This is a genomic window from Alkalihalobacillus sp. NPDC127517 (assembly GCF_050276055.1).
In the GTDB taxonomy this organism is placed as follows: domain Bacteria; phylum Bacillota; class Bacilli; order Bacillales; family Bacillaceae_D; genus Alkalicoccobacillus.
In genome coordinates this window covers 181,695-201,999 of record NZ_JBNNQX010000002.1, presented here as the reverse complement: position 1 = coordinate 201,999, position 20,305 = coordinate 181,695, and the positions used below count along the sequence as shown (strand labels likewise).

General features: G+C 39.6%; 19 protein-coding genes and 1 riboswitch. Of the genes, 15 read left to right on the top strand and 4 right to left on the bottom strand.

All coding sequences use genetic code 11. The features are described 5' to 3' along the window. Positions 1 to 292 precede the first annotated feature (292 nt). Entirely contained in the window at positions 293 to 1,366 is a 1,074-nt protein-coding gene (locus ACQKKO_RS02935; protein WP_498644159.1) for a peptidoglycan-binding protein, read from the top strand. A 125-nt stretch (positions 1,367 to 1,491) separates the two neighbouring features. On the opposite strand, the gene ACQKKO_RS02930 is transcribed toward ACQKKO_RS02935, so the two are convergent. After that, positions 1,492 to 2,370 (bottom strand): cation diffusion facilitator family transporter, encoded by an 879-nt coding sequence (locus ACQKKO_RS02930; RefSeq protein WP_498644157.1) that lies wholly within the window; start codon positions 2,368 to 2,370, stop codon positions 1,492 to 1,494. A 259-nt stretch (positions 2,371 to 2,629) separates the two neighbouring features. Between ACQKKO_RS02930 and ACQKKO_RS02925 the strand changes: the two genes are divergently transcribed. The 12 genes from ACQKKO_RS02925 (at position 2,630) to ACQKKO_RS02870 (ending at position 13,878) form a co-directional block, all read left to right on the top strand. Next, the gene (locus tag ACQKKO_RS02925) at positions 2,630 to 3,442 is read left to right on the top strand and encodes a uroporphyrinogen-III synthase (protein WP_498644155.1); all 813 of its coding nucleotides are present in this window, start codon (positions 2,630 to 2,632) and stop codon (positions 3,440 to 3,442) included. 84 nt (positions 3,443 to 3,526) lie between these two features. Then, entirely contained in the window at positions 3,527 to 4,600 is a 1,074-nt protein-coding gene (locus tag ACQKKO_RS02920) for a branched-chain amino acid aminotransferase (RefSeq protein WP_498644153.1), read from the top strand. Positions 4,601 to 4,646: 46 nt separating this feature from the next. After that, complete coding sequence (locus ACQKKO_RS02915; protein WP_498644151.1) at positions 4,647 to 5,435, top strand: HAD family hydrolase; 789 nt, start codon at positions 4,647 to 4,649, stop codon at positions 5,433 to 5,435. 61 nt (positions 5,436 to 5,496) lie between these two features. Further along, a riboswitch (TPP riboswitch) is annotated at positions 5,497 to 5,595 on the top strand. A 122-nt stretch (positions 5,596 to 5,717) separates the two neighbouring features. Beyond that, positions 5,718 to 6,296, top strand: coding sequence for an ECF transporter S component (locus ACQKKO_RS02910; RefSeq protein WP_498644149.1), 579 nt, complete (start codon positions 5,718 to 5,720; stop codon positions 6,294 to 6,296). Positions 6,297 to 6,317: 21 nt separating this feature from the next. Further along, the gene (locus ACQKKO_RS02905; RefSeq protein WP_498644147.1) at positions 6,318 to 7,757 is read left to right on the top strand and encodes an ABC transporter ATP-binding protein; all 1,440 of its coding nucleotides are present in this window, start codon (positions 6,318 to 6,320) and stop codon (positions 7,755 to 7,757) included. Further along, entirely contained in the window at positions 7,754 to 8,560 is an 807-nt protein-coding gene (locus tag ACQKKO_RS02900; protein WP_498644145.1) for an energy-coupling factor transporter transmembrane component T family protein, read from the top strand. The genes ACQKKO_RS02905 and ACQKKO_RS02900 overlap by 4 nt, the downstream gene beginning before the upstream one ends. A 216-nt stretch (positions 8,561 to 8,776) precedes the next feature. Next, positions 8,777 to 9,814: a sulfate ABC transporter substrate-binding protein gene (locus ACQKKO_RS02895; protein WP_498644650.1), complete on the top strand. Its 1,038-nt coding sequence runs from the start codon at positions 8,777 to 8,779 to the stop codon at positions 9,812 to 9,814. Positions 9,815 to 9,834: 20 nt separating this feature from the next. After that, the gene (cysT, locus tag ACQKKO_RS02890) at positions 9,835 to 10,668 is read left to right on the top strand and encodes a sulfate ABC transporter permease subunit CysT (RefSeq protein WP_498644143.1); all 834 of its coding nucleotides are present in this window, start codon (positions 9,835 to 9,837) and stop codon (positions 10,666 to 10,668) included. Between the two features lie 45 nt (positions 10,669 to 10,713). Further along, positions 10,714 to 11,535 (top strand): sulfate ABC transporter permease subunit CysW, encoded by an 822-nt coding sequence (cysW, locus tag ACQKKO_RS02885; protein WP_498644648.1) that lies wholly within the window; start codon positions 10,714 to 10,716, stop codon positions 11,533 to 11,535. Positions 11,536 to 11,547: 12 nt separating this feature from the next. Continuing rightward, positions 11,548 to 12,618 (top strand): sulfate/molybdate ABC transporter ATP-binding protein, encoded by a 1,071-nt coding sequence (locus tag ACQKKO_RS02880; protein WP_498644141.1) that lies wholly within the window; start codon positions 11,548 to 11,550, stop codon positions 12,616 to 12,618. Between the two features lie 129 nt (positions 12,619 to 12,747). Beyond that, entirely contained in the window at positions 12,748 to 13,233 is a 486-nt protein-coding gene (locus ACQKKO_RS02875) for a hypothetical protein (RefSeq protein ID WP_498644139.1), read from the top strand. Between the two features lie 66 nt (positions 13,234 to 13,299). Further along, positions 13,300 to 13,878: a DNA-3-methyladenine glycosylase gene (locus ACQKKO_RS02870; RefSeq protein WP_498644137.1), complete on the top strand. Its 579-nt coding sequence runs from the start codon at positions 13,300 to 13,302 to the stop codon at positions 13,876 to 13,878. 41 nt (positions 13,879 to 13,919) lie between these two features. On the opposite strand, the gene ACQKKO_RS02865 is transcribed toward ACQKKO_RS02870, so the two are convergent. Beyond that, positions 13,920 to 14,825 carry a diacylglycerol/lipid kinase family protein gene (locus ACQKKO_RS02865; protein ID WP_498644135.1) on the bottom strand — a complete coding sequence of 302 codons (906 nt, stop codon included), beginning with the start codon at positions 14,823 to 14,825 and terminating at the stop codon, positions 13,920 to 13,922. A gap of 188 nt (positions 14,826 to 15,013) precedes the next feature. Here ACQKKO_RS02865 and ACQKKO_RS02860 point away from each other — a divergent pair, with 188 nt between their 5' ends. Continuing rightward, positions 15,014 to 15,997, top strand: a complete 984-nt coding sequence (locus tag ACQKKO_RS02860) for an acrylyl-CoA reductase family protein (RefSeq protein WP_498644133.1) — start codon at positions 15,014 to 15,016, stop codon at positions 15,995 to 15,997. Positions 15,998 to 16,055: 58 nt separating this feature from the next. On the opposite strand, the gene ACQKKO_RS02855 is transcribed toward ACQKKO_RS02860, so the two are convergent. Further along, a complete protein-coding gene (locus tag ACQKKO_RS02855) occupies positions 16,056 to 17,009 on the bottom strand; it encodes a C40 family peptidase (RefSeq protein WP_498644130.1) in 954 nt (317 codons plus the stop codon). Positions 17,010 to 17,298: 289 nt separating this feature from the next. Here ACQKKO_RS02855 and ACQKKO_RS02850 point away from each other — a divergent pair, with 289 nt between their 5' ends. Then, positions 17,299 to 18,081, top strand: a complete 783-nt coding sequence (locus ACQKKO_RS02850) for an SDR family oxidoreductase (protein ID WP_498644128.1) — start codon at positions 17,299 to 17,301, stop codon at positions 18,079 to 18,081. 69 nt (positions 18,082 to 18,150) lie between these two features. Here the strand turns inward: ACQKKO_RS02850 and ACQKKO_RS02845 are convergent, their stop codons facing one another. Further along, positions 18,151 to 20,262: an ATP-dependent Clp protease ATP-binding subunit gene (locus tag ACQKKO_RS02845; protein ID WP_498644126.1), complete on the bottom strand. Its 2,112-nt coding sequence runs from the start codon at positions 20,260 to 20,262 to the stop codon at positions 18,151 to 18,153. Positions 20,263 to 20,305 lie beyond the last annotated feature (43 nt).

Sequence of the window (20,305 nt, the reverse complement as noted above, 5' to 3'; positions counted from 1 at the left end):
GTTTAAAATAGGGCGAAATCTGTTGAAATCATTATTTTTAGCTCATTTTTGCATGGATTATAGGTTCATTTTTACTAGGTCGAACCAAATGCGGTTTAAATCTCTGTAATTATGTGCAAATCTCAAATTATGGACTTGTCAATACACTAAATACTGGAATGAAAATGACCTTCCTTTGACTTTTGTTACATTAAGATTTCAATTCGTTTAATTAGGTCACTAAAGGATTGATAGATTTCTAGCGCACTGGTACTGTATGTGGCAGTGGTTGAAATCAAAGGAGGTTGGCACGATGAATGCTAAAATTCCATTTAAAACACTTCGTTATGTAACGTTACCAGTCGCGACAGCTGGATTTGTTTTGTTTGCTTCACCGAGTATCTCTGAAGCGAGCAATTTTGATACTCTCAATAAGGGAGATGAAGGAAAGAACGTTGAGCAACTACAAGAGTTGTTATCCGAAAAAGGATTCTTCGCTGATGAAATAAATGGCACGTTCACAATTGAAACTCAAAATGCTGTTAAAGCATTTCAAGAAAAATATCAGTTAGAATCAGACGGAGTAGCTGGAGCTCAGACAGTTGGAGCCCTTCATGTATTAACAGAGGGTTATACTGGAGAGATCGTTGAAGAATTACAAGGCCAGTTAAATGAGCTTGGTTTTCTAAATGGCGGGAAGGACGGAATCTTTGGACCGAATACAAAAGAAGCCGTAAAGTCATTCCAATCACAGCATAATCTTTCAGTAGATGGAATTGCTGGACCAAAAACATTTAAAGAGCTTTATTATACAGCATCAGAAAAAGTCATTGAGCAAAAAACAGAAACAAAAGCAGAAGAAGTAACCGCTGAACCAGAAGCTCAGGAAACCACTACTGAGACGGAACAGCCACAACAACAAGAAGAAGTTGCAGAGCAAGCTGAGCCTGTACAAGAATCAGAGCCAGCCACAGAAGAGGCTCCTGCACAAGCTGAAGAAGAACCTGCTACAGAACAACCTGCACAAGAAGAATCATCTCAAGCAGAGGAATCTGTAGAAGAAACACAAACTAGTAATCAATCAAGTGAAGCAACTGGTCAAACCATTCAAGTTGAAGCAACTGCTTATACAGCAAACTGTGCTGGGTGCAGTGGGGTAACAGCTACTGGTATAGACTTAAATGCTAATCCGAATCAAAAAGTCATTGCTGTAGATCCAAGTGTTATTCCACTCGGTTCTCGTGTATACGTTGAAGGATACGGAGAAGCGATTGCTGGTGATACGGGCGGAGCTATCAATGGCAACAAAGTGGACCTTTACATGCAATCGCACGGAGATGCTGTAGCATTTGGTCGGAAAACAATTAACGTTACCATTCTAGATTAATGGAAATAAGGCGGGGTCTCTGACCTCGTCTTATTTATGTATTTATTTATGTACCCGCTAAGATGTAACATAAACTTTTTTTTCAGAATCTTTTAAAACCTAAAGAAGAATGGACCATCATGGTCTCATTCTTCTTTAGGTTGATTGGAAGGCTCTACATGAACATGAGTATACAAAATATGATGTTTCTCCCTCATGATCTCCTCAACCTGATCCGCAATGTCGTGGCTTTCATGCACATTCAGATTCGGATGGACTTCAATCACAACATCAGCATAGATGGTGGAACCTACCTGTCTCGCTTTTACTTGCTTTAGAGCCTCTACGTGACGAATGACCTCGATGGTTTCTCGATACGTATTTAAATCCTGCTCATTAAACCCATCAGTTAATGAAAGGGTAGCTTTTTGAAAAATATCAAAAGCAGTATAACAGATTAATAACCCAATAATAAGCGCTGTGGCTGTATCAAGCCATGCCACGTTCCATTGAGAGGCAAGTATACTAATGGTGGCGCCGACGCTTACGAGTGCATCCGAGCGATTATCAGCGGCAATGGCATATAGCGCTTGACTATTCACTTCTTTTGCAAGCTTCTTATTGTAGTGATAAACGCCAAACATAATAAGAGCACATGCAGCTCCAACCCAACCTGCGATAGGATCAGGTGGTGACTGTTCAGTCATAAAGGATCGTACCGCCTCAACCAACACTTGTAAACCAATAGCAGCCATAATAAACGCTGCAAAAAAGGAGGCAATGTTTTCAGCGCGAAAATGTCCATAAGGGTGGTTCGCATCAGGTGGCTTTTGAGAGATACGTAACCCAATTAGAACAGCAATGGATGCCACAATATCTGTGACGTTGTTTAAACCATCTGCACGTAACGCATCAGAGAAGAAAAGGGTACCAATGATAAGCTTAACTGCTGATAAAACAAGATAAACAATAATACTCAGCCATGCACCTTTTTCACCTTTTTTTAACTGGCTATAACGTTCCATTTTAAGCCTCTCTTTCAACAATAGTTTCACCTTTGTATCGTATCAAGCAGGTATCGAGTGGGTCTATAGCAAGATGATTAGCCCAAGTCAGTATTCTAGGGTAAAGAAAAGTATCTTTCCTTTGTTCAACTTAATAATTTCACGTACCATATTTATAATTTAAAATGAAAAACTTAACGAAAAAACAAAAACATGATATATTCAGTTTATTCAAACGTAAACATTAATGTTTATATACGAAGAGGAAGGATGTACCTTCATGAAAAGTCTCACAGATTGTCATATTGCATTAACTGCATCTAGAAAAACAGAAGAAATGCAAACCATTATTCGAAAACAAGGTGGAACAAGCGAGGTCAGATCTCTTCAAGGTACCGTTTTTTTGGCTGAACTTGAGGTTGCAGAAGAATTTAAAGAAACAATCTTAAAAAAACCAGACGCTTTTATTTTCACAACTGGGATTGGAACAGAAACCTTATTTAGACTTGCTGAAAAGGGGAAGTTTGATACTGAGCTTTTTGAAGCACTAAACCAATCAACAATTGCAGCTAGAGGATATAAAACACATGCAGTGCTAAAAAAATATGGTTTCACTCCTGATTTGCGAGATGAGGATGGAACAACCGCAGGACTAATAAAAGTGATGGAAGATGTTCCTTTAGAGCATAAAAGGGTTATGGTTCAACTTCACGGAATGAATGCACCTGTCCTTCATTCATTTCTTGAAGAAAAAGGGGCAACGATCAAGGAGATCTTACCTTATCAGCATATTTCCGTTAACGAGGGAGATGTACTTATTCTATTAGATGAACTATTAAGCGAACGATATGATGCCATAGCGTTTACAACCGCCATTCAAGCAAGGGAGTTGTTTTCAATTGCTACCAAGTATGATAAAAAACAAAGGCTTCTAACCTTGTTTGAAGAGGGTGTGCTTGCGGTATCAGTTGGGAAAGTGACATCAGAAGAGCTTTATAGTCAAGGGGTTAAACGAGTAATTTCTCCTGAGATTGAACGTATGGGTGCTATGTTTGTTGAGCTTGGAAATTATATGAAACAGACTAAGGGATAAGGCTCATTCAAAACTTGCTTAGTCATGTTATAATAGGTACGTTACAATGTTACTATCGTGGTATAAAAAGGGGAGTTTCTTAAAATGTCTGATCAAACATTAGAAATTATGACCGCAACACACCATAAAACAAAGCCAGATCCTGAGACCCTTGAGTTCGGTAAAACGTTTACTGATCATATGTTCATCATGGATTATACGAATGAAAATGGCTGGCATAGTCCACGAATTATACCTTATCAACCTTTAACACTCGATCCAGCTGCAATGATTTATCATTATGGGCAAACTGTATTTGAAGGTCTAAAAGCTTATCGTACAGATGATGACAGAGTATTATTATTTAGACCCGAGCAAAATTTTAAGCGATTAAACTTATCTAGTGACCGTTTAAGTATTCCAGATATTGATACAAACATTGTTTTAGACTATTTAAATGAGTTGGTTAAGTTAGACAAGGATTGGATTCCTACATATGAAGGAACCTCATTGTATATTCGCCCGTTCATTATTGCGACTGAACCTAACCTTAGTGTAGCTCCGTCCACATCTTATAAATTTATGATTATTCTTTCACCTGTAGGCTCTTATTATAAAGAGGGTATTGCCCCTGTAGGCATTTACGTAGAAGACGAATATACAAGAGCCGCTCTTGGTGGAACCGGGATGGCAAAAACAGCAGGGAATTATTCTGCCGCATATAAAGCTCAAGATAAAGCGACAGCTCATGGTCAAGCTCAAGTTCTTTGGCTTGATAGTTCTGAGAAAAAGTACATCGAAGAAGTAGGAAGCATGAATGTCTTCTTTAAGATTGATGGAGAGATTGTAACACCTGAACTTAGTGGGAGCATTCTTGAAGGAATTACTCGTAAATCAATTATTGAATTACTGAAGAGCTGGGATATGCCAGTTTCAGAACGGAAAATTTCAATTAATGAAGTATTACTTGCCATTAAAGAAAATCGACTTGAAGAAGCTTTTGGAACAGGAACGGCTGCGGTGATCTCACCAATTGGAGAACTTAGCTGGAAAGGTGAGCAGTCGCTCATTAATAATCGTGAAACAGGTCATTTGGCTGCGAGACTCTATGAAACATTGACAGGCATTCAAAAAGGTAGAATAGAAGACCCGTTTAATTGGACTTACGAAGTAAAATAGTTGTACAAGACTTTATTTAAATTGTTTTAAAGAAAGGGAATCCTTGATGATAAAAGCTGTTTTTTTTGACTTAGATGATACCCTTTTATGGGATCAAAAAAGTGTTCAGAAAGCATTTGACGCCACATGTGTTTATGCTGCGGAACAAGATGAACGTATTAATGCTGACGAGCTCGAGTATGCGGTAAGGGAAGAAGCAAAGCAATTATATGCTTCTTATGAAACATTTCCTTTTACGCAAATGATTGGAATTAATCCCTTTGAGGGCTTATGGGCAAATTTTCAGGATCGAGAAGAGGAATTTCAGAAGTTAAAAGATCTCGCTCCCGGGTATCGGTTAGCTTCCTGGGATCTTGCTTTGAAGAAGTGTGGAGTAGAAAATTCAGAACTTGCAAAAGAGTTATCTGAGAAGTTTCCACTTGAACGCCGAAAAAATCCAATCGTTTATGAAGAAACGTTTAAAGTATTGGACCGTTTAAAAGAAGACTACAAACTTCTTCTATTAACAAATGGCTCTCCCGATCTACAAAATATTAAATTAGAGCTGACGCCCGAATTAGTTCCTTACTTTGACCATATTGTTATTTCTGGTGCTTATGGTAAGGGAAAACCTGATAAAGGCATATTTGAACATGCCTTATCATTAATGGAGCTTGAGAAAGAAGAAGTAATGATGGTTGGAGACAACCTTATGACTGATATTCTTGGTTCTCAGCGAGCCGGTATTCCTTCTATTTGGGTTAACCGTAGAGAACAAACAACTGCCGAAGTTGAACCGACTTATGAGATTACATCCCTTTTAGAAGTAGAATCTGTCTTAGAAAAGCATTCATAAAAAAAGATTGTCGGCTTCACGTTAATATGATTAAATGTACATGTACAACATTATAAACTTTTATTTCCACTAGGGGCGCGTAAGCTGAGAGAGGCAACTTTGCCTTAACCCTTGACCTGATCTAGATAATACTAGCGTAGGAAAGTGGAGTCGACTCTTTTTATTATGGCGACTTGTCTCTTTAGGGATTAGTGTATACGTAATGAAGAAGCCACTCCATTCTTGGAGTGGCTTCTTTTTTTCGGCTAACTGTGGGAATAGAAAAACAGGAGGAATGAACTGATGAAGCGTTTGACCTTAACGGATATCTTGGTCACAGTCATTATTGCAGTGGTTTTCGGAATTGTGTACAGATTATGGGGTCCAGTAAATGACAGCTTAAAGCTATTTCCACTTCAAGTGAATGAACTGATGTATGGTATGTGGTTTATCGCAGCTACTGTAGCCTTTTTAATTATTCGTAAGCCTGGTGTGGCTCTTATTGCTGAAATAGCAGCGGCCTCAGGGGAATTTATTGTAGGCTCACAATACGGCTTAGAGGTATTAATTTATGGAATCATGCAGGGGCTTGGAGCTGAACTTGTCTTTGCATTGTTTTTGTACAAAAGCTACTCCATTTTTACTACCTCTCTTGCAGGTGCAGCATCTGCAGGAGGCTCGTTTCTGATGGACTGGAACCGAGGCTACATGGCGGATCTTGTTGGATGGAATGTCACATTAGTGATCATATTACGAACCATTAGTGGCATCCTGATTGCAGGCATATTCGCCTACTATCTTGTTCGGGCACTTGAGAAAACGGGTGTCACTGATTTATTGAGACCATCTTCTAAAAAAGATCTTGATACGTTAGATTCATAAGAAGGGAAAGGGATAAAAGATATGAGTGCATCTGTAGAGAAATTAAGGCTCACCTTTCCTGGAAGTGGCACACTTTTGTTTAAAGATCTGAGCGTTGAGATTTCCGAAGGCGAGAAGGTCCTTATTCTTGGGCCAAGTGGAAGTGGAAAATCAACCTTGCTTCAAGTACTTACAGGTTTGGTGCCATCCGCTATAAATCTTCCACTTAAATATAAAAAACTCACTCATCCAAAATCGTGGGGTTATGTCTTTCAAGATCCAGATAGTCAATTTTGTATGCCTTATGTAGATGAAGAAATCGCCTTTGTATTAGAGAATTTAGGAGTACCAAGAGAAGAGATGAACCAACAAATTAACCATGTTCTTGAGTTGGTCGGTTTAGAGCTTAACGAACTTCATACACCGATTTCGCAATTATCTCAAGGAATGAAACAAAGGCTAGCGATGGCTTCCGTTCTTGCTCTTAAGCCGTCCACCTTCTTTTTTGATGAACCAACGGCGATGCTTGATCCATTAGGCACTGAACAGATTTGGAAACTCATTAAATCGATAACGAAAAACCAAACGGTGATTATTGTTGAACATAAAATTGATCATATTCTTGATTTCGTTGAGAGAGTTATTGTTTTGAATGATGCAGGTCAAATTATTGCAGATGGGCAAACAGATTATATATTTAAAACATACAAACAAACCCTGCATGAATACGGCATCTGGTATCCAGATGTTTGGCAGGAGTATCTGACACAACGTAAATGGGCATCAGAAAGTCGTGATCAAAACCAACTTCCTATCATTGAGCTAAAGGATTTTCAAGTGCTTCGTAGAAAAGAAGCTAAACTGACTGTTTCTTCGTTAAACGTTTACCCTGGTGAGTGGATCTGCATTACCGGGGTAAACGGTGCTGGCAAAAGCACATTGCTTCTAGGATTAATGAATGTGCTTCGGACGAGAGGAACATATAAGGTTCATCAAACTTTAGTTAAGAAAAAGGATCAATTAAGTGATCTTCTCGGATTTGTCTTTCAAAATCCTGAATATCAATTTGTTACAAATCACGTAAGCGAAGAGATTGCTTTTACGTTAAAACAAGAGCGACGGTCCCAAATTGAATTGAAAAAGAAAGTAGATGAGACCTTATCTGCATTTATGCTTACCCAACACCAGCAGCAACATCCTTATCAACTATCGATGGGACAAAAAAGAAGATTAAGTGTTGCAACAGCTCTTGTAGGACAGCAAAAGGTTTTATTGCTTGATGAACCAACTTTTGGACAGGATGCTAAAAATACATTTGCTCTACTTGAAATGATGGACTCATTAAAAAATCAAGGAGTCACAATTATGATGGTGACTCACGATGAAGAGATTGTTCGTTCGTTTGCTACTCGTGTCTGGAACGTAGAAAAAGGAGAAGTCTCTGAAGTAGATAAAGAAATGAAAAGAGTGGCAAGCCGATGAACTCATTATATCGTGTTCAAGAAACCTGGTTAACACGTGTTAACCCTAGTATAAAATGTATCCTTTCCGTATTTCTGTTCTTCTATATGATCTTCATTCATAACCCTTCGCATTTAGCTTACTTAACAATAGCACTGAGTATGATTTTATATATGTACTCGGGTCATCCATTACGCTATTTGCTACTATTCTCACTTCCCTTTGTATTAGTGTTTGTCTCCTCGGCCAGCTCGATGATTTTTTTTGGAAGAGGAGATACCATTTGGTTTAAATGGGGACTCATTCAGATTAGTGAGGAAAGCTTTTATCGGGGAATTCATCTGGGCTTTCGAGCACTGGCGTTTGCCATACTTGGAATGATTTTTGCGTTAACGACAAAACCGGTCTTGTTATTTTATTCATTGATGCAACAGCTTAAAGTTCCTTCAAAGTATGCCTATAGCTTTCTAGCATCGATACGTATGATCCCAATTATGTTTGATGAATTTCAAACATTAAGACATGCAATGATCATTAGACAGGCTGTTCCAAAAAAAGGGCTGAAGGGAATGTACAAAAAACTTCAGTTTTTCTCCATTCCACTCCTTGCCCAAAGTATTAGGCGTGCTCAACGAATTGCGGTTGCCATGGAAGCTAAGCGCTTTACTCAGTCATCAGAGCGAACTTATTTTTATGAAACGAATGTTCGTTTGTATGATTTGCTTTTTCTAGTCGTTATTCTGTTAGCACCTCTAGTTACCTTTTATTTGGCAGATGCGGTTCCCTTATTCGATCGAACAGATGTACGTTACCTCACAAATTAAGAACAGATCGCACGAACGCTTTAAAATATACTTGACACATCGGAAAAGCATGGATAAGATATGAGTACATTAAAATAGTTGCTGATCGGACAACCGAAGGCCTTTACTAATACCGTTTATTAGTGGAGGGCTTCTTTTTTTGTTCTTAAAGCCAACTAAACCACTATACTTAATAATATATAAAACAAAGTGTAAAAGGAGAGGAATCGATTGAAAATCAAAAAAAGTAGCACGTACTCATTTTTAATATTCACGTCCATTCCAGTTTTGCTCATTGCGTTGAGTGCATGTGGTTCAAGTGATCAAGCAACAGGTGATGGAGATACGGTTGATCTTTTAAATGTTTCCTACGACCCGACAAGAGAATTATATGAAGATTTTAACAAGGTATTCGCTGACCATTGGAAGGAAGAAACCGGTCAAACCGTAACATTTAATCAATCACACGGAGGCTCAGGTAGTCAGGCAAGATCGGTTATAGATGGTTTACAAGCGGATGTTGTTACATTAGCTCTTGCTTACGACATAGATGTCTTACATGACTCTCGTGATCTCATACCTGAAGACTGGCAAACGAGATTACCAGATAATTCAACACCTTATACGTCAACGATTACCTTTCTAGTTCGAGAAGGGAACCCTAAAAATATTCAAGATTGGGATGACTTAATTCGTGATGATGTAGAGGTGGTCACACCAAATCCAAAAACATCAGGAGGAGCTCGTTGGAACTATCTTGCTGGTTGGGCATGGGCAGAGGAAGAATATGGTTCTGAAGATGCGGCTAAGCAATACATCTCCGATTTATATCAAAACGTTTCCGTACTTGATTCTGGTGCACGTGGTGCAACCACATCCTTTGTTGAACGAGGAATTGGTGATGTCCTACTTGCATGGGAAAACGAAGCGATTCTTTCAACAGAGGAACTGGGAGAAAATGAATTCGATATCGTTGCACCTTCCATTAGCATTTTAACAGAGCCGCCTGTGGCTGTAGTGGATGAGAATGTTGATAAAAAAGGAACGCGTGAGGTGGCAGAGGCCTACCTTGAGTACTTGTATACCGATGAAGGGCAGCGACTGGCAGCGGAGCATTATTATCGACCAAGAAATGAAGAGATCTTAAACGAATTTAGTGAGTACTTCCCTGAGATCCAACTTGTTACAATTGACGACACGTTTGGTGGATGGCAAGAAGCTCAAGAGAAGCATTTTAGTGATGGAGGGGTTTTCGATCAAATCTATGAGCAATAAGATAGCAAAGGGAGGATCGTATGAGAACATTACGCTTTAAAGAAGAAAGTATCATCCCTGGGTTTTCATTAACACTAGGTATGACATTAATGTATTTGGGGTTAATTGTTCTAATTCCCATCTCAATGATTTTCATTCAAACATCAAATATGAGTTTCTCAGATTACTGGGAGACGGTTACCTCTCCGCGAGTGGTTGCGTCGTATAAGCTAAGTATAGGAGCTGCACTCGCTGCAGCTCTAATCAATGGAATATTTGGATTATTACTTGCTTGGATTTTAGTGCGCTACTCCTTTCCAGGGAAAAAGATCATCGATGGAATTATTGATCTTCCTTTTGCCTTACCGACCGCTGTCGCAGGGATTGCGTTAACTACGATTTACACATCTGATGGGTGGGTGGGTAAATACTTTGATCTATTAGGAATTAAAATTGCTTTTACTCCTCTTGGTGTCATGACTGCACTCATCTTTATCGGCTTACCATTTGTTGTACGTATGGTCGAGCCTGTGTTAAAAGACCTTAATAAGGAACTAGAGGAGGCTTCATCGTCACTTGGAGCAAACGGGTTTCACACCTTTACAAAAGTAATCATGCCTGTTTTGTTTCCTGCACTGTTATCTGGCATGTCTCTAGCATTTGCAAGAGCACTAGGTGAGTATGGCTCTGTTGTTTTCATTTCAGGAAATATGCCAATGAAAACGGAGATTACTCCATTACTCATTATGAATCAGCTTGAACAATTTAATTACGAGGGAGCTACCGCCATTGCTTCTGTGATGCTCTTATTCTCATTTTTACTATTGTTTCTGATGAATCTTATACAATGGTGGGCATCTAAACGTCATACATAAAGGAGGCACAAGTTGAATACTGAGATCCCAATTAATCATAATCCTATTTACTCTAAACGTAAGAGAAAAAAGGCATGGGTGAAATGGGTACTCCTATCCATCGCTTTGTTATTTCTCTCACTTGTACTCATTCTACCGTTAACAGCGATTTTTGTTCGCGCATTTGCAGGTGGCTGGTCTGTCTACGTTCAGTCGATAACGGATCCAGCGGCATTATCAGCGATTAAGCTTACCTTGTTAACCGTAGCGATTGTTGTTCCACTTAATACGATTTTTGGAGTCACGGCAGCTTGGGCCTTATCAAAGTTTCAATTTAAAGGTAGGAGCTTTTTAATTACATTGATTGACTTGCCCTTTGCTGTGTCACCTGTTATCGCGGGTCTTGTTTTTGTTCTATTATTCGGTGTTCACGGGTTACTTGGAGAATGGCTTTTATCCAACAATATCCAGATCATCTTTGCAGTGCCAGGTATCGTGCTTGCAAGTATGTTTGTGACGGTCCCATTCGTGGCTAGACAATTGATTCCTTTAATGCAGGCTCAAGGTACGGCAGAAGAAGAGGCATCACTTTCACTCGGAGCGAATGGATGGCGTACATTTTGGCATGTGACGTTACCAAATATAAAGTGGGGATTACTGTATGGCGTAATCCTGTGTAATGCACGAGTAATCGGAGAATTTGGTGCTGTTTCCGTTGTATCAGGTAAAATTCGCGGCTTAACAAATACGATGCCGCTTCATGTAGAGATTTTGTACAACGAATATATGTTCACAGCTGCATTTGCTGTTGCTTCACTGATGTCGATTCTAGCAATCATTACGTTGGTTATTAAAAACATTGTAGAGAAGAAGAGTCCACAATTGTAAGGAGTGTTCTATATGTCGATTGAAATCAATCACGTATCAAAGTATTTTGGAGACTTTAAAGCTCTCGAACAAATTCAGCTATCCATCAAAAAAGGAGAGCTTATTGCACTACTCGGGCCGTCGGGATCAGGAAAGACGTCTTTATTACGTATTATTGCAGGTTTAGAAAGTGCATCTGAAGGATCCATTTTCTTTAATGAACAAGACATGACGGATGTCGATGCTGTTTCAAGACATGTTGGCTTTGTCTTTCAGCATTATGCACTATTCTCACATATGACCGTAGCCGATAATATTTCATATGGACTACGAGTGCGTCCCCGCCGCGCACGCCCATCTAAGAAGGACATAAATGATAAGGTAGATGAGTTATTAAATCTTGTAAAACTAGATGGCTTACAAAAACGGTATCCATCGCAGCTTTCAGGTGGGCAACGACAAAGAGTAGCTTTAGCTCGTGCTTTAGCCGTTCAACCTGAAGTTCTTTTATTGGATGAGCCCTTTGGAGCGCTTGATGCAAAGGTCAGAAAAGAGCTAAGACGCTGGCTCCGAAATCTGCACAATCAGTTTGATGTGACAAGTATCTTTGTGACTCATGACCAGGAGGAAGCGATGGATGTGGCGGACCGTATCGTTGTTATGAATCAAGGACGAATTGAACAGATTGGCACACCGGACGAAGTGTATGAAAACCCTAATTCTCCATTTGTGTTTGACTTCTTAGGCAATGTGAATTTGTTTAAAGGTCGTGTGCAGGAAGGCAATTTAACTTCTGGTACCATTACGCTTAGAACATCTGGTAGTCCTAAACATGAAAATAAAGAAGTCGTTGGCTATATACGACCACACCAGATGGAGCTTCATCAGACGCAAGTTGAAGGGGCATTTCCTATTAAGATTGCTCATATACAACCAGTAGGACCGATTGTTTTTATTGAAGCGGAAAAAGTGAACGAGGGTGAACTCATTGACATTGAGTTACCTAAAAATGAATTTTCTCCTCTGGGTTTGAAAGTAGGGGATTTGGTCTACAGCAGACCTAAACAGGTTCATGTATTCTCGCCTGAAGAATTTAGCATATGAACGGATGAGAGGGAGGCTTAATGGCTTTCCTCTCTTTTTGAATACGTGGATATCTTTGCAAAGAATTGTTGAAACGTGGTAGACTTTTTAAAGAATAACGTAGAAAAAATAGAATAGGAGACTCAGAAGATGAAAAAATGGAGTATGCATGGAACCATCGTTTCAGTAGGTGTCGCACTTATTCTGACTGGATGTAATAGCAACAATAAAGTGGGCGATGACCTCGAAGTGTATTATAACGATCATATCTTGCCAATTCAAACAGATATTGATGAGGCATGGGATGAATTCTTCACTGAAACAGAGTCCTTATCAGATGAAGAATTTTACGAGGTATATGAAAGTGAATTGAAGCCGGAGCTTGATGAATATTACGAGGAGCTTCAAGCGCTTAATCCTGAAACTGAAGATGTTCAAGAGCTTCACTCCTTATATCTTGATGCAAATGATGTATTCTACGAAGCAGGTGAAAAAGAAGTAGAAGGACATTACCGTCAGGACGATGATCTTTTATCCGAATCAGATGACTTGTTTGCTGAATACGACCGTTTGGAAGATGAATTCCTTATTGAATTAGAACGTTTGATGGAAGAGACAGGTGCAGAGTACGAATAAAGAGTGATAGTCTGACTAATCGGAAAGACTAATGCTATCAAGTTTTTATTACAAGGTGGATTAAAAATGTCACACGTACTCCCAAAATCATTTTATGAACAGTCCACGCTTTCGTTATCCCAAACCTTACTTGGTAAACTTTTGGTCCATGATAGTTCTGAGGGAACGACCATTGGCCAAATTGTTGAAACAGAGGCCTATCTTGGTACAATGGATCAGGCGGCACACAGCTTTAATGGAAGGCGGACCAAACGTACGGAGGTGATGTTTGGTCCGCCCGGGGTCATCTACACATATGTGATGCACACCCATTGTTTGTTTAACATTGTCTCCAATGTTGTAGATGTACCTGAAGCCGTCCTTATTCGCGCAATTGAACCTGTTGATGGTGTGGAGCTTATGAGAAAAAGAAGAGACAAACAAGGCGTTCTTTTAACAAATGGACCAGGGAAGCTAACCAAAGCAATGGGAATTACGATGGCTGCATATGGCCGTAGCATTACAGAGCCACCTGTTTATATTTTGGATGGCCCAGCTCCAACCGATATTCAGGTTGGTCCTCGAATAGGAATTGATAACAGCGGAGCCGCAAAAGAGTATCCGTATCGTTTTTGGATATCAAATAATCCATACGTCTCAAAATAATTAAAAACCCTAAGAGGGTCCATATCCTCTTAGGGTTTTTTCTATTCTTCAGCTAAATAAATCCATTCCATTGCCTTTTGATGAATGACTACATCAAGAGGGGTCTCAAGATACAATTCACCATCTGAATCAGCTAATTGCGCCTTATCAGTTTTTAACTTTAAGGAGTTTGTACGAAATACTTCAATGTCCTCTGCCTGTGATAGCCATTCCTTAGCGGTATCAGATCTTGATTTGTTATATACATTTTTCAATAAAGAAAACCCGGCTTCTTTTAAGATATATAGGTCAAGCTTTCCATCATCCATCACATTATCTTGAACAAATAGTCCGGCTGTTCCAAGATAATGACCATTCATGGCAAGAATCATAACTGCTTCACCCTCTAGAGTCTCGGTATCAGTTTGGAGAGAATAAGAGAAGGAAGTTGGATCCTTTAATGATTGCACTGCACTCATAATGTATCCTAATTTACCCCATTTTTCTTTTAAATGACCTTCTTTCGCTTGCGAGGCTTCAGTAATTAAGCCAACTCCTACGAAATTCGAGAAATATCGATCGTTCACTTGACCCATATCAAGCCTTTTGCTGTTATTCGCCAATACAGCTGAGATCGATTCTTTTACAGTACGAATGTTTAAGGAACGGGCAAAATCATTACATGTTCCACCAGGTAGAATTGCGACTTTGGGACGGCTTTCTTCATCAACCTTCATTAGCCCATTTATACATTCATGAACAGTCCCGTCGCCACCAAATATAAGAACTAAATCCACCTCAGCACCAATTCTCGCACAAACGTCCTCAGATTCGCCTTTTTCGAGTGTTTGAATAAATGTAAATTCATGAACATGAGGGGCGAGCTGCTCTGTAACGTCTGCTAGTTGGTCAGTTATTTTGTCTTGTCCTGCTTTAATGTTGTATAGTAAAATGGCACGGTTATACATGGATGGCACCCCTTTATTAAGAATCAGGTTGTAATACGTATCATTACCCTTTTTTCATTAATTCAAGCTAATTTAGGGAAAGTCATTTGTATGTTTTCTATAATATGATTATGTAAACCTATATGTTTTATTGAATGAAAAGACGGAAATAGTAAGGTATAGCTTATATATAAGGAGCGCGATCAAAAATGACAGCATTTAAAGCATTTGTTTTACAATCAACTGATCCTGTACAAACAGGCGTTGAAGAATGGTCAACAGATCAATTAAATGGGGATGTACTTATAAAGGTTTCTTATTCAAGTGTCAATTACAAAGACGGAATGGTTGGACGTACAGGAAGAATCGCAGAGTTCACTCCACTAATTCCAGGGATTGATTTAGCAGGTGTGGTAGTAGAGTCTACAAATGATCAATTCAAAGAAGGCGATGAAGTCATTGTAACTAGTTACCGGTTAGGTACAGGGCATCATGGTGGTTTCAGTGAATATGCTAAAGTTCCAGCTGAATGGGTCGTACCTAAACCAGATGGACTATCCATGCGAGAGGCCATGGTTCTTGGTACGGCAGGATTTACAGCCGCATTATCAGTTCAGCAGCTTGAAAAAAATGGACTTCATCCAAATCAAGGGCCAGTTGTGGTCGCTGGAGCATCTGGTGGAGTAGGAAGCCTTGCTGTTAATATGTTGGCCAACTTAGGATATGATGTAGCCGCAAGTACTGGTAAGGCAAACGAAGAAGAATATTTAAAGAAACTAGGAGCTAAGGAAGTCTTAAATAGAGACGAGTTGGTTGATCAAGAAAATAAATCAACCAGGCCTTCAAAATGGGCAGGTGCTGTTGATCCAGTAGGAGGAAAAACGACACAATATCTTCTCTCGACTCTTTCTTATGGAGCATCTGTCGCAACTAGTGGATTAGCTGGAGGAGTAGATGTTACAACTCAAGTCCTTCCTTTTATTAGTAGAGGAATTAATTGGCTAGGAATTGACTCTGTTCGTTGTCCAATGGATATTCGGACAAACGTTTGGCAAAGACTAGCAACTGATTTGAAGCCTACATGTCTGGAAAACGAAGTAGTCATTGAAGTGAAGCTAGAAGAACTTGATCAGGTGTTTAAGGATATACTTGAAGGTAAGGTAAGAGGGCGTACGATTGTAAAAATGGGGTAATAAAAAAGCTAGAAGAGATCATCTCTTCTAGCTTTTTTTTATTTATATTTTAATATATTTAGTTTACAGAACCTGCACCGTAGTAGTGGTTGCTCCAGTATCCAGCGTTAAGGCTGCTTTTTTGTACGCCACTGCTGCTAGCATGAACAAATTGTCCACCGCCAACATAGATACCAGCGTGAGATACAGTAGGTGCTCCGCTATACGTGCCAGTGAAGAATACTAGATCGCCAGCTTGTAGGTCTGATTTAGACTTTTTAGCAGAAGAATCATGGATTCCTTGTGCAGTACGAGGAAGGCTGATTCCTTCTTGCTTAAATGCATAGTTAATGAAACCACTGCAGTCAAATCCAGCTGGAGTAGTGCCGCCCCATGAGTAAGGTGCGCCAATTTGAGCTTCAGCTGCTGCGATAACAGAACCGTAGCTTGCAGAAACTTGAGTTCCAGCTACTTGAGTTTGAGCACTTACGCTATTATCTTCAGATACTGACTCTGTAGCAGAAGCAGTTGCTGTTTCTGATGCAGACGCGGTTTCGTTTGAAGATGAAGCTTGAGCAGTATTTGAGCTAGCAGGAGCAGAAGCTACTTCGCCACCTAGTGCAGAGATTGTTTGACGACCAGCAAGTCCATCAACAGAAAGTCCTTTATCAGCTTGGAAAGAACGTACTGCTGCTTCGGTACCTGCACCAAAGATTCCGTCTACTCCATTTGTGTTATACCCGTGATTTACTAGCTTTGTTTGAAGATCTTTAACAGCTTGTCCAGTTTGTCCTTGGCGTAGAGTAGAAGTAGAAACCACTTGAGTTTCTTCTTGAGCAACTGCATTTTCAGTAGCAGCTTGAGTTTGTTCTGCTTGTTGAACCTCTGCAGCTTTGTTTTCTTCAACGACTTTGCTCATGTCTACATTTGCATAAGCATCAGAGTTAGCTGCAAATGTAGCAGCTGAAGCAAGACCGACTACGAAACTAGTTTTAATAACAAGACCTTTAACATTTGAATTAGTTTTAAACATATAATATACCTCCGAAAGATTATAATTAAACGAATATGTACGTGTTTATTTAGTTTTTCTTTAACATTTATTAATTTAACTCATTTAAATAACAGTGAGGTTTTAGAAACATTACAATTCGATTACAATTTGAAAATTATCGTTTAAAATCGAAAAAAATTTGGAATAAGAATAGAATGTCAATTGAATTCTATGAAAAACGCTATAAAAATGCAAGATGTTTACGAGAAAAGCAGGTTAGGTTTTGTAATCCATAAAAGATTTAAACGGATGATAGGGGGATAAAGACATGGCTAAACACAATAAGCCTATAGCAATTGTAACTGGCGGGGGTTCAGGTATCGGAAAACAGTCTGCGATTCAACTAGCAAAACAAGGTTACTCAGTAGCAGTTCTTGAAGTAGATGAAGAGTCAGCTTCTGAAACAGTAAAGGAAATTCAAGCTCTTGGCGCTGAAGCCATGTTTGTAGAAGTTGATGTACAAAAAGAAGATGAGATTAAAAATGCCTTTTCGAAAGTGGCATCTACGTGGGAAGGACCTATTCAAGCAGTGCTTGCAAATGCAGGTGTGAATGGAGTGTTTCAAGCGATCGAATATATGAAAGCTGAAGATTGGGACACAACACAAGCAACGAATCTGAGAAGTACGTTTCTAACGACTAAACATGCTATTCCTTATTTAAAAAAAGCGGGTGGAGGAAGCATCGTCATAACAAGCTCCATTAATGGCAATCGAAAGTTCTCTGGAGCGGGTATGAGTGCATACAGTGCGTCAAAAGCCGGCCAAGTTGCTTTTATGAAGATGGCCGCTGTGGAACTTGGTCAATTTAACATTCGTGTAAATGCAATCTGTCCTGGAGCGATTGATACGAACATTGGGGAAAATACACATATCCAAAAGGAAGTCGATGAAATTCGTATTCCTGTAGACTATCCAAAAGGTGACATTCCTTTAGGAGAGCGCGGTAAACCTAAACAGGTTGCAAGTGTTGTCGGTTTCTTATGTTCTGAGCATTCCAATCATGTTTCAGGAATGGAACTATATGTAGACGGTGCACAATCGCTACTGTAAGTTTGTTATCTATAGAAAAAAGAGTACATTCCGACAATGGAATGTACTCTTTTAATGAGTTGTTACATTTTACGCTTTTTGAACAACGAGCTCATTATCCTGAACCGTTACTTCAACGGCAGATACAACTTCTTCATCAATGATTAATTCAGTAATTTCATCTTCAATTGTTTCCTGGATCACGCGACGGAGTGGACGCGCACCAAATGCAGGGTGATACCCAAGCTCAGATAGTTTGCGTTTTGCTTCATCTGAAACGGTCATTTGGATGTCCTGTGCGTCAAGGCGTCCTTGAAGCTCACTTAGCATCACATCGACAATGGCTACTAAGTTGTTCTCTGATAATTGATTAAATTCTATGATCCCATCAAAGCGGTTGAGGAATTCTGGTTTAAAGTAATCATTTAATGATTCTAAGATGCCGAGCGTTTTACTTTGTGCATGGTTGAAGCCAACAGAGGCCTTTTGAATTCCAGCACCCGCATTAGAAGTCATGATGATAATGGTATCTTGGAAAGAAACCACACGTCCCTGACTATCAGTCAGACGACCATCTTCTAAGATTTGCAGGAAGCTGTGCTGTACGTCTGGATGTGCCTTTTCAATTTCATCTAATAAGATGATGCTGTAAGGTTTACGACGGACTTGTTCAGTTAATTGACCACCATCATCGTGACCAACATAGCCTGGAGGAGAACCGATTAATTTAGAAACAGAGTGTTTTTCCATGAATTCACTCATGTCTAGACGTATCATCGCATCTCGATTACCGAATACCTCTTCAGCAAGCGTTTTACTAAGCTCTGTTTTACCAACACCAGTTGGACCCACAAACATAAAGCTAATTGGACGGTTTGCTGCTTTTAAGCCAGCACGGCTTCTTTTCACCGCTTTTGCTACCTTTTCAACCGCTTCCTCTTGACCTATCACCTGACCGGCAAGGCGAGCAGCAAGGTCTTTCATTTTTTGCTGTTCAGCTTTTTGTAGTTTTTTCACTGGAACGCCAGTACGTTTCTCAATCACATCTTGAATTAAATCAACCGTTACTTCAACAGCAGCTCCTGTTGATTTTTGCAATTGTTCTTGGATGAGTAACTCTTCTTGGCGAAGCTTCGCTGCTTTTTCATAGTCTTCCACTTCAGAAGCCTTTTCTTTATCTTCACGAATCTTGGTTAAACGTTCTCTCATTTGCTCTTTATCTTGATTCTCATCCGATAATGAAAGTCTTGAACCAACTTCATCAAGAAGATCAATCGCTTTATCCGGTAAAAAGCGATCCTGAATGTAGCGATCAGATAGATCCACGCTTGCACGTAATACTTCATCTGAGTATGCAACATGGTGATATGCTTCATAGATTGGACGCAGACCTTTTAAGATTTCAAATGTCTGCTCAAGTGTCGGTTCAGCTACATTTACAGGTTGGAATCGACGTTCAAGTGCTGCATCTTTTTCAATTTGCCGGAACTCTTTAAGCGTCGTTGCACCGATTAACTGGAACTGCCCGCGAGCGAGAGCCGGTTTTAGAATGTTAGATGCGTCCATGCTTCCGTCGTTTGAAGAACCCGCACCAACCATCATGTGAATTTCATCCATGAAGATGATGACATCTTGTCGTTCTTCAACTTCTGCAATCAGCTTTTGAATATTTTCTTCAAACTGACCACGATAGCTTGTACCCGCTACAAGAGACGTAAGATCAAGACTATAAATTTGTTTGTCACGAATTTTAAATGGAACAGAGCCTTCGGCAATGCGTCTTGCAAGTCCTTCGGCAATCGCCGTTTTACCGACACCTGCTTCACCGATAAGAACCGGGTTGTTTTTAGTTCTGCGACTTAAAACTTGGATCACTCGTTCCACTTCTTCATCTCGACCTATGACTGGATCAATCTCTCCATTTTGGGCAATCGCAGTAAGGTTCCGTCCGTATTGATCTAAGAAACCATCACCAGCGCCCTGATCTTGTTTTACTTTTTGGCGTGTACCTTGACCGTTTTCGGCATTCTGGTTCATAAAATGTTGTTTAAAGAGATCATCAAATGATCCACCTTGGCTGTTCAGTGGTTGCTGCATCATTTGGAAGCATTCACCACAAAGCTGTATATTTCGAGCTTGATTATTAATCATTAATTTCACATCTACTGATGCATCGCGTTGCTGACAATGTTGACATTTCATGTTAAACATTCCTCCTACGTAAGAATGAATTAGACTTTGATTA

What these genes read in the sequence shown, in the direction of transcription:
- ACQKKO_RS02935 (WP_498644159.1), top strand. Translation starts at nt 293, where the DNA reads ATGAATGCTAAAATTCCATTTAAAACACTTCGTTATGTAACGTTACCA.
- ACQKKO_RS02930 (WP_498644157.1), bottom strand. Translation starts at nt 2,370, where the DNA reads ATGGAACGTTATAGCCAGTTAAAAAAAGGTGAAAAAGGTGCATGGCTG.
- ACQKKO_RS02925 (WP_498644155.1), top strand. Translation starts at nt 2,630, where the DNA reads ATGAAAAGTCTCACAGATTGTCATATTGCATTAACTGCATCTAGAAAA.
- ACQKKO_RS02920 (WP_498644153.1), top strand. Translation starts at nt 3,527, where the DNA reads ATGTCTGATCAAACATTAGAAATTATGACCGCAACACACCATAAAACA.
- ACQKKO_RS02915 (WP_498644151.1), top strand. Translation starts at nt 4,647, where the DNA reads ATGATAAAAGCTGTTTTTTTTGACTTAGATGATACCCTTTTATGGGAT.
- ACQKKO_RS02910 (WP_498644149.1), top strand. Translation starts at nt 5,718, where the DNA reads ATGAAGCGTTTGACCTTAACGGATATCTTGGTCACAGTCATTATTGCA.
- ACQKKO_RS02905 (WP_498644147.1), top strand. Translation starts at nt 6,318, where the DNA reads ATGAGTGCATCTGTAGAGAAATTAAGGCTCACCTTTCCTGGAAGTGGC.
- ACQKKO_RS02900 (WP_498644145.1), top strand. Translation starts at nt 7,754, where the DNA reads ATGAACTCATTATATCGTGTTCAAGAAACCTGGTTAACACGTGTTAAC.
- cysT (WP_498644143.1), top strand. Translation starts at nt 9,835, where the DNA reads ATGAGAACATTACGCTTTAAAGAAGAAAGTATCATCCCTGGGTTTTCA.
- ACQKKO_RS02880 (WP_498644141.1), top strand. Translation starts at nt 11,548, where the DNA reads ATGTCGATTGAAATCAATCACGTATCAAAGTATTTTGGAGACTTTAAA.
- ACQKKO_RS02875 (WP_498644139.1), top strand. Translation starts at nt 12,748, where the DNA reads ATGAAAAAATGGAGTATGCATGGAACCATCGTTTCAGTAGGTGTCGCA.
- ACQKKO_RS02870 (WP_498644137.1), top strand. Translation starts at nt 13,300, where the DNA reads ATGTCACACGTACTCCCAAAATCATTTTATGAACAGTCCACGCTTTCG.
- ACQKKO_RS02865 (WP_498644135.1), bottom strand. Translation starts at nt 14,825, where the DNA reads ATGTATAACCGTGCCATTTTACTATACAACATTAAAGCAGGACAAGAC.
- ACQKKO_RS02860 (WP_498644133.1), top strand. Translation starts at nt 15,014, where the DNA reads ATGACAGCATTTAAAGCATTTGTTTTACAATCAACTGATCCTGTACAA.
- ACQKKO_RS02855 (WP_498644130.1), bottom strand. Translation starts at nt 17,009, where the DNA reads ATGTTTAAAACTAATTCAAATGTTAAAGGTCTTGTTATTAAAACTAGT.
- ACQKKO_RS02850 (WP_498644128.1), top strand. Translation starts at nt 17,299, where the DNA reads ATGGCTAAACACAATAAGCCTATAGCAATTGTAACTGGCGGGGGTTCA.
- ACQKKO_RS02845 (WP_498644126.1), bottom strand. Translation starts at nt 20,262, where the DNA reads ATGAAATGTCAACATTGTCAGCAACGCGATGCATCAGTAGATGTGAAA.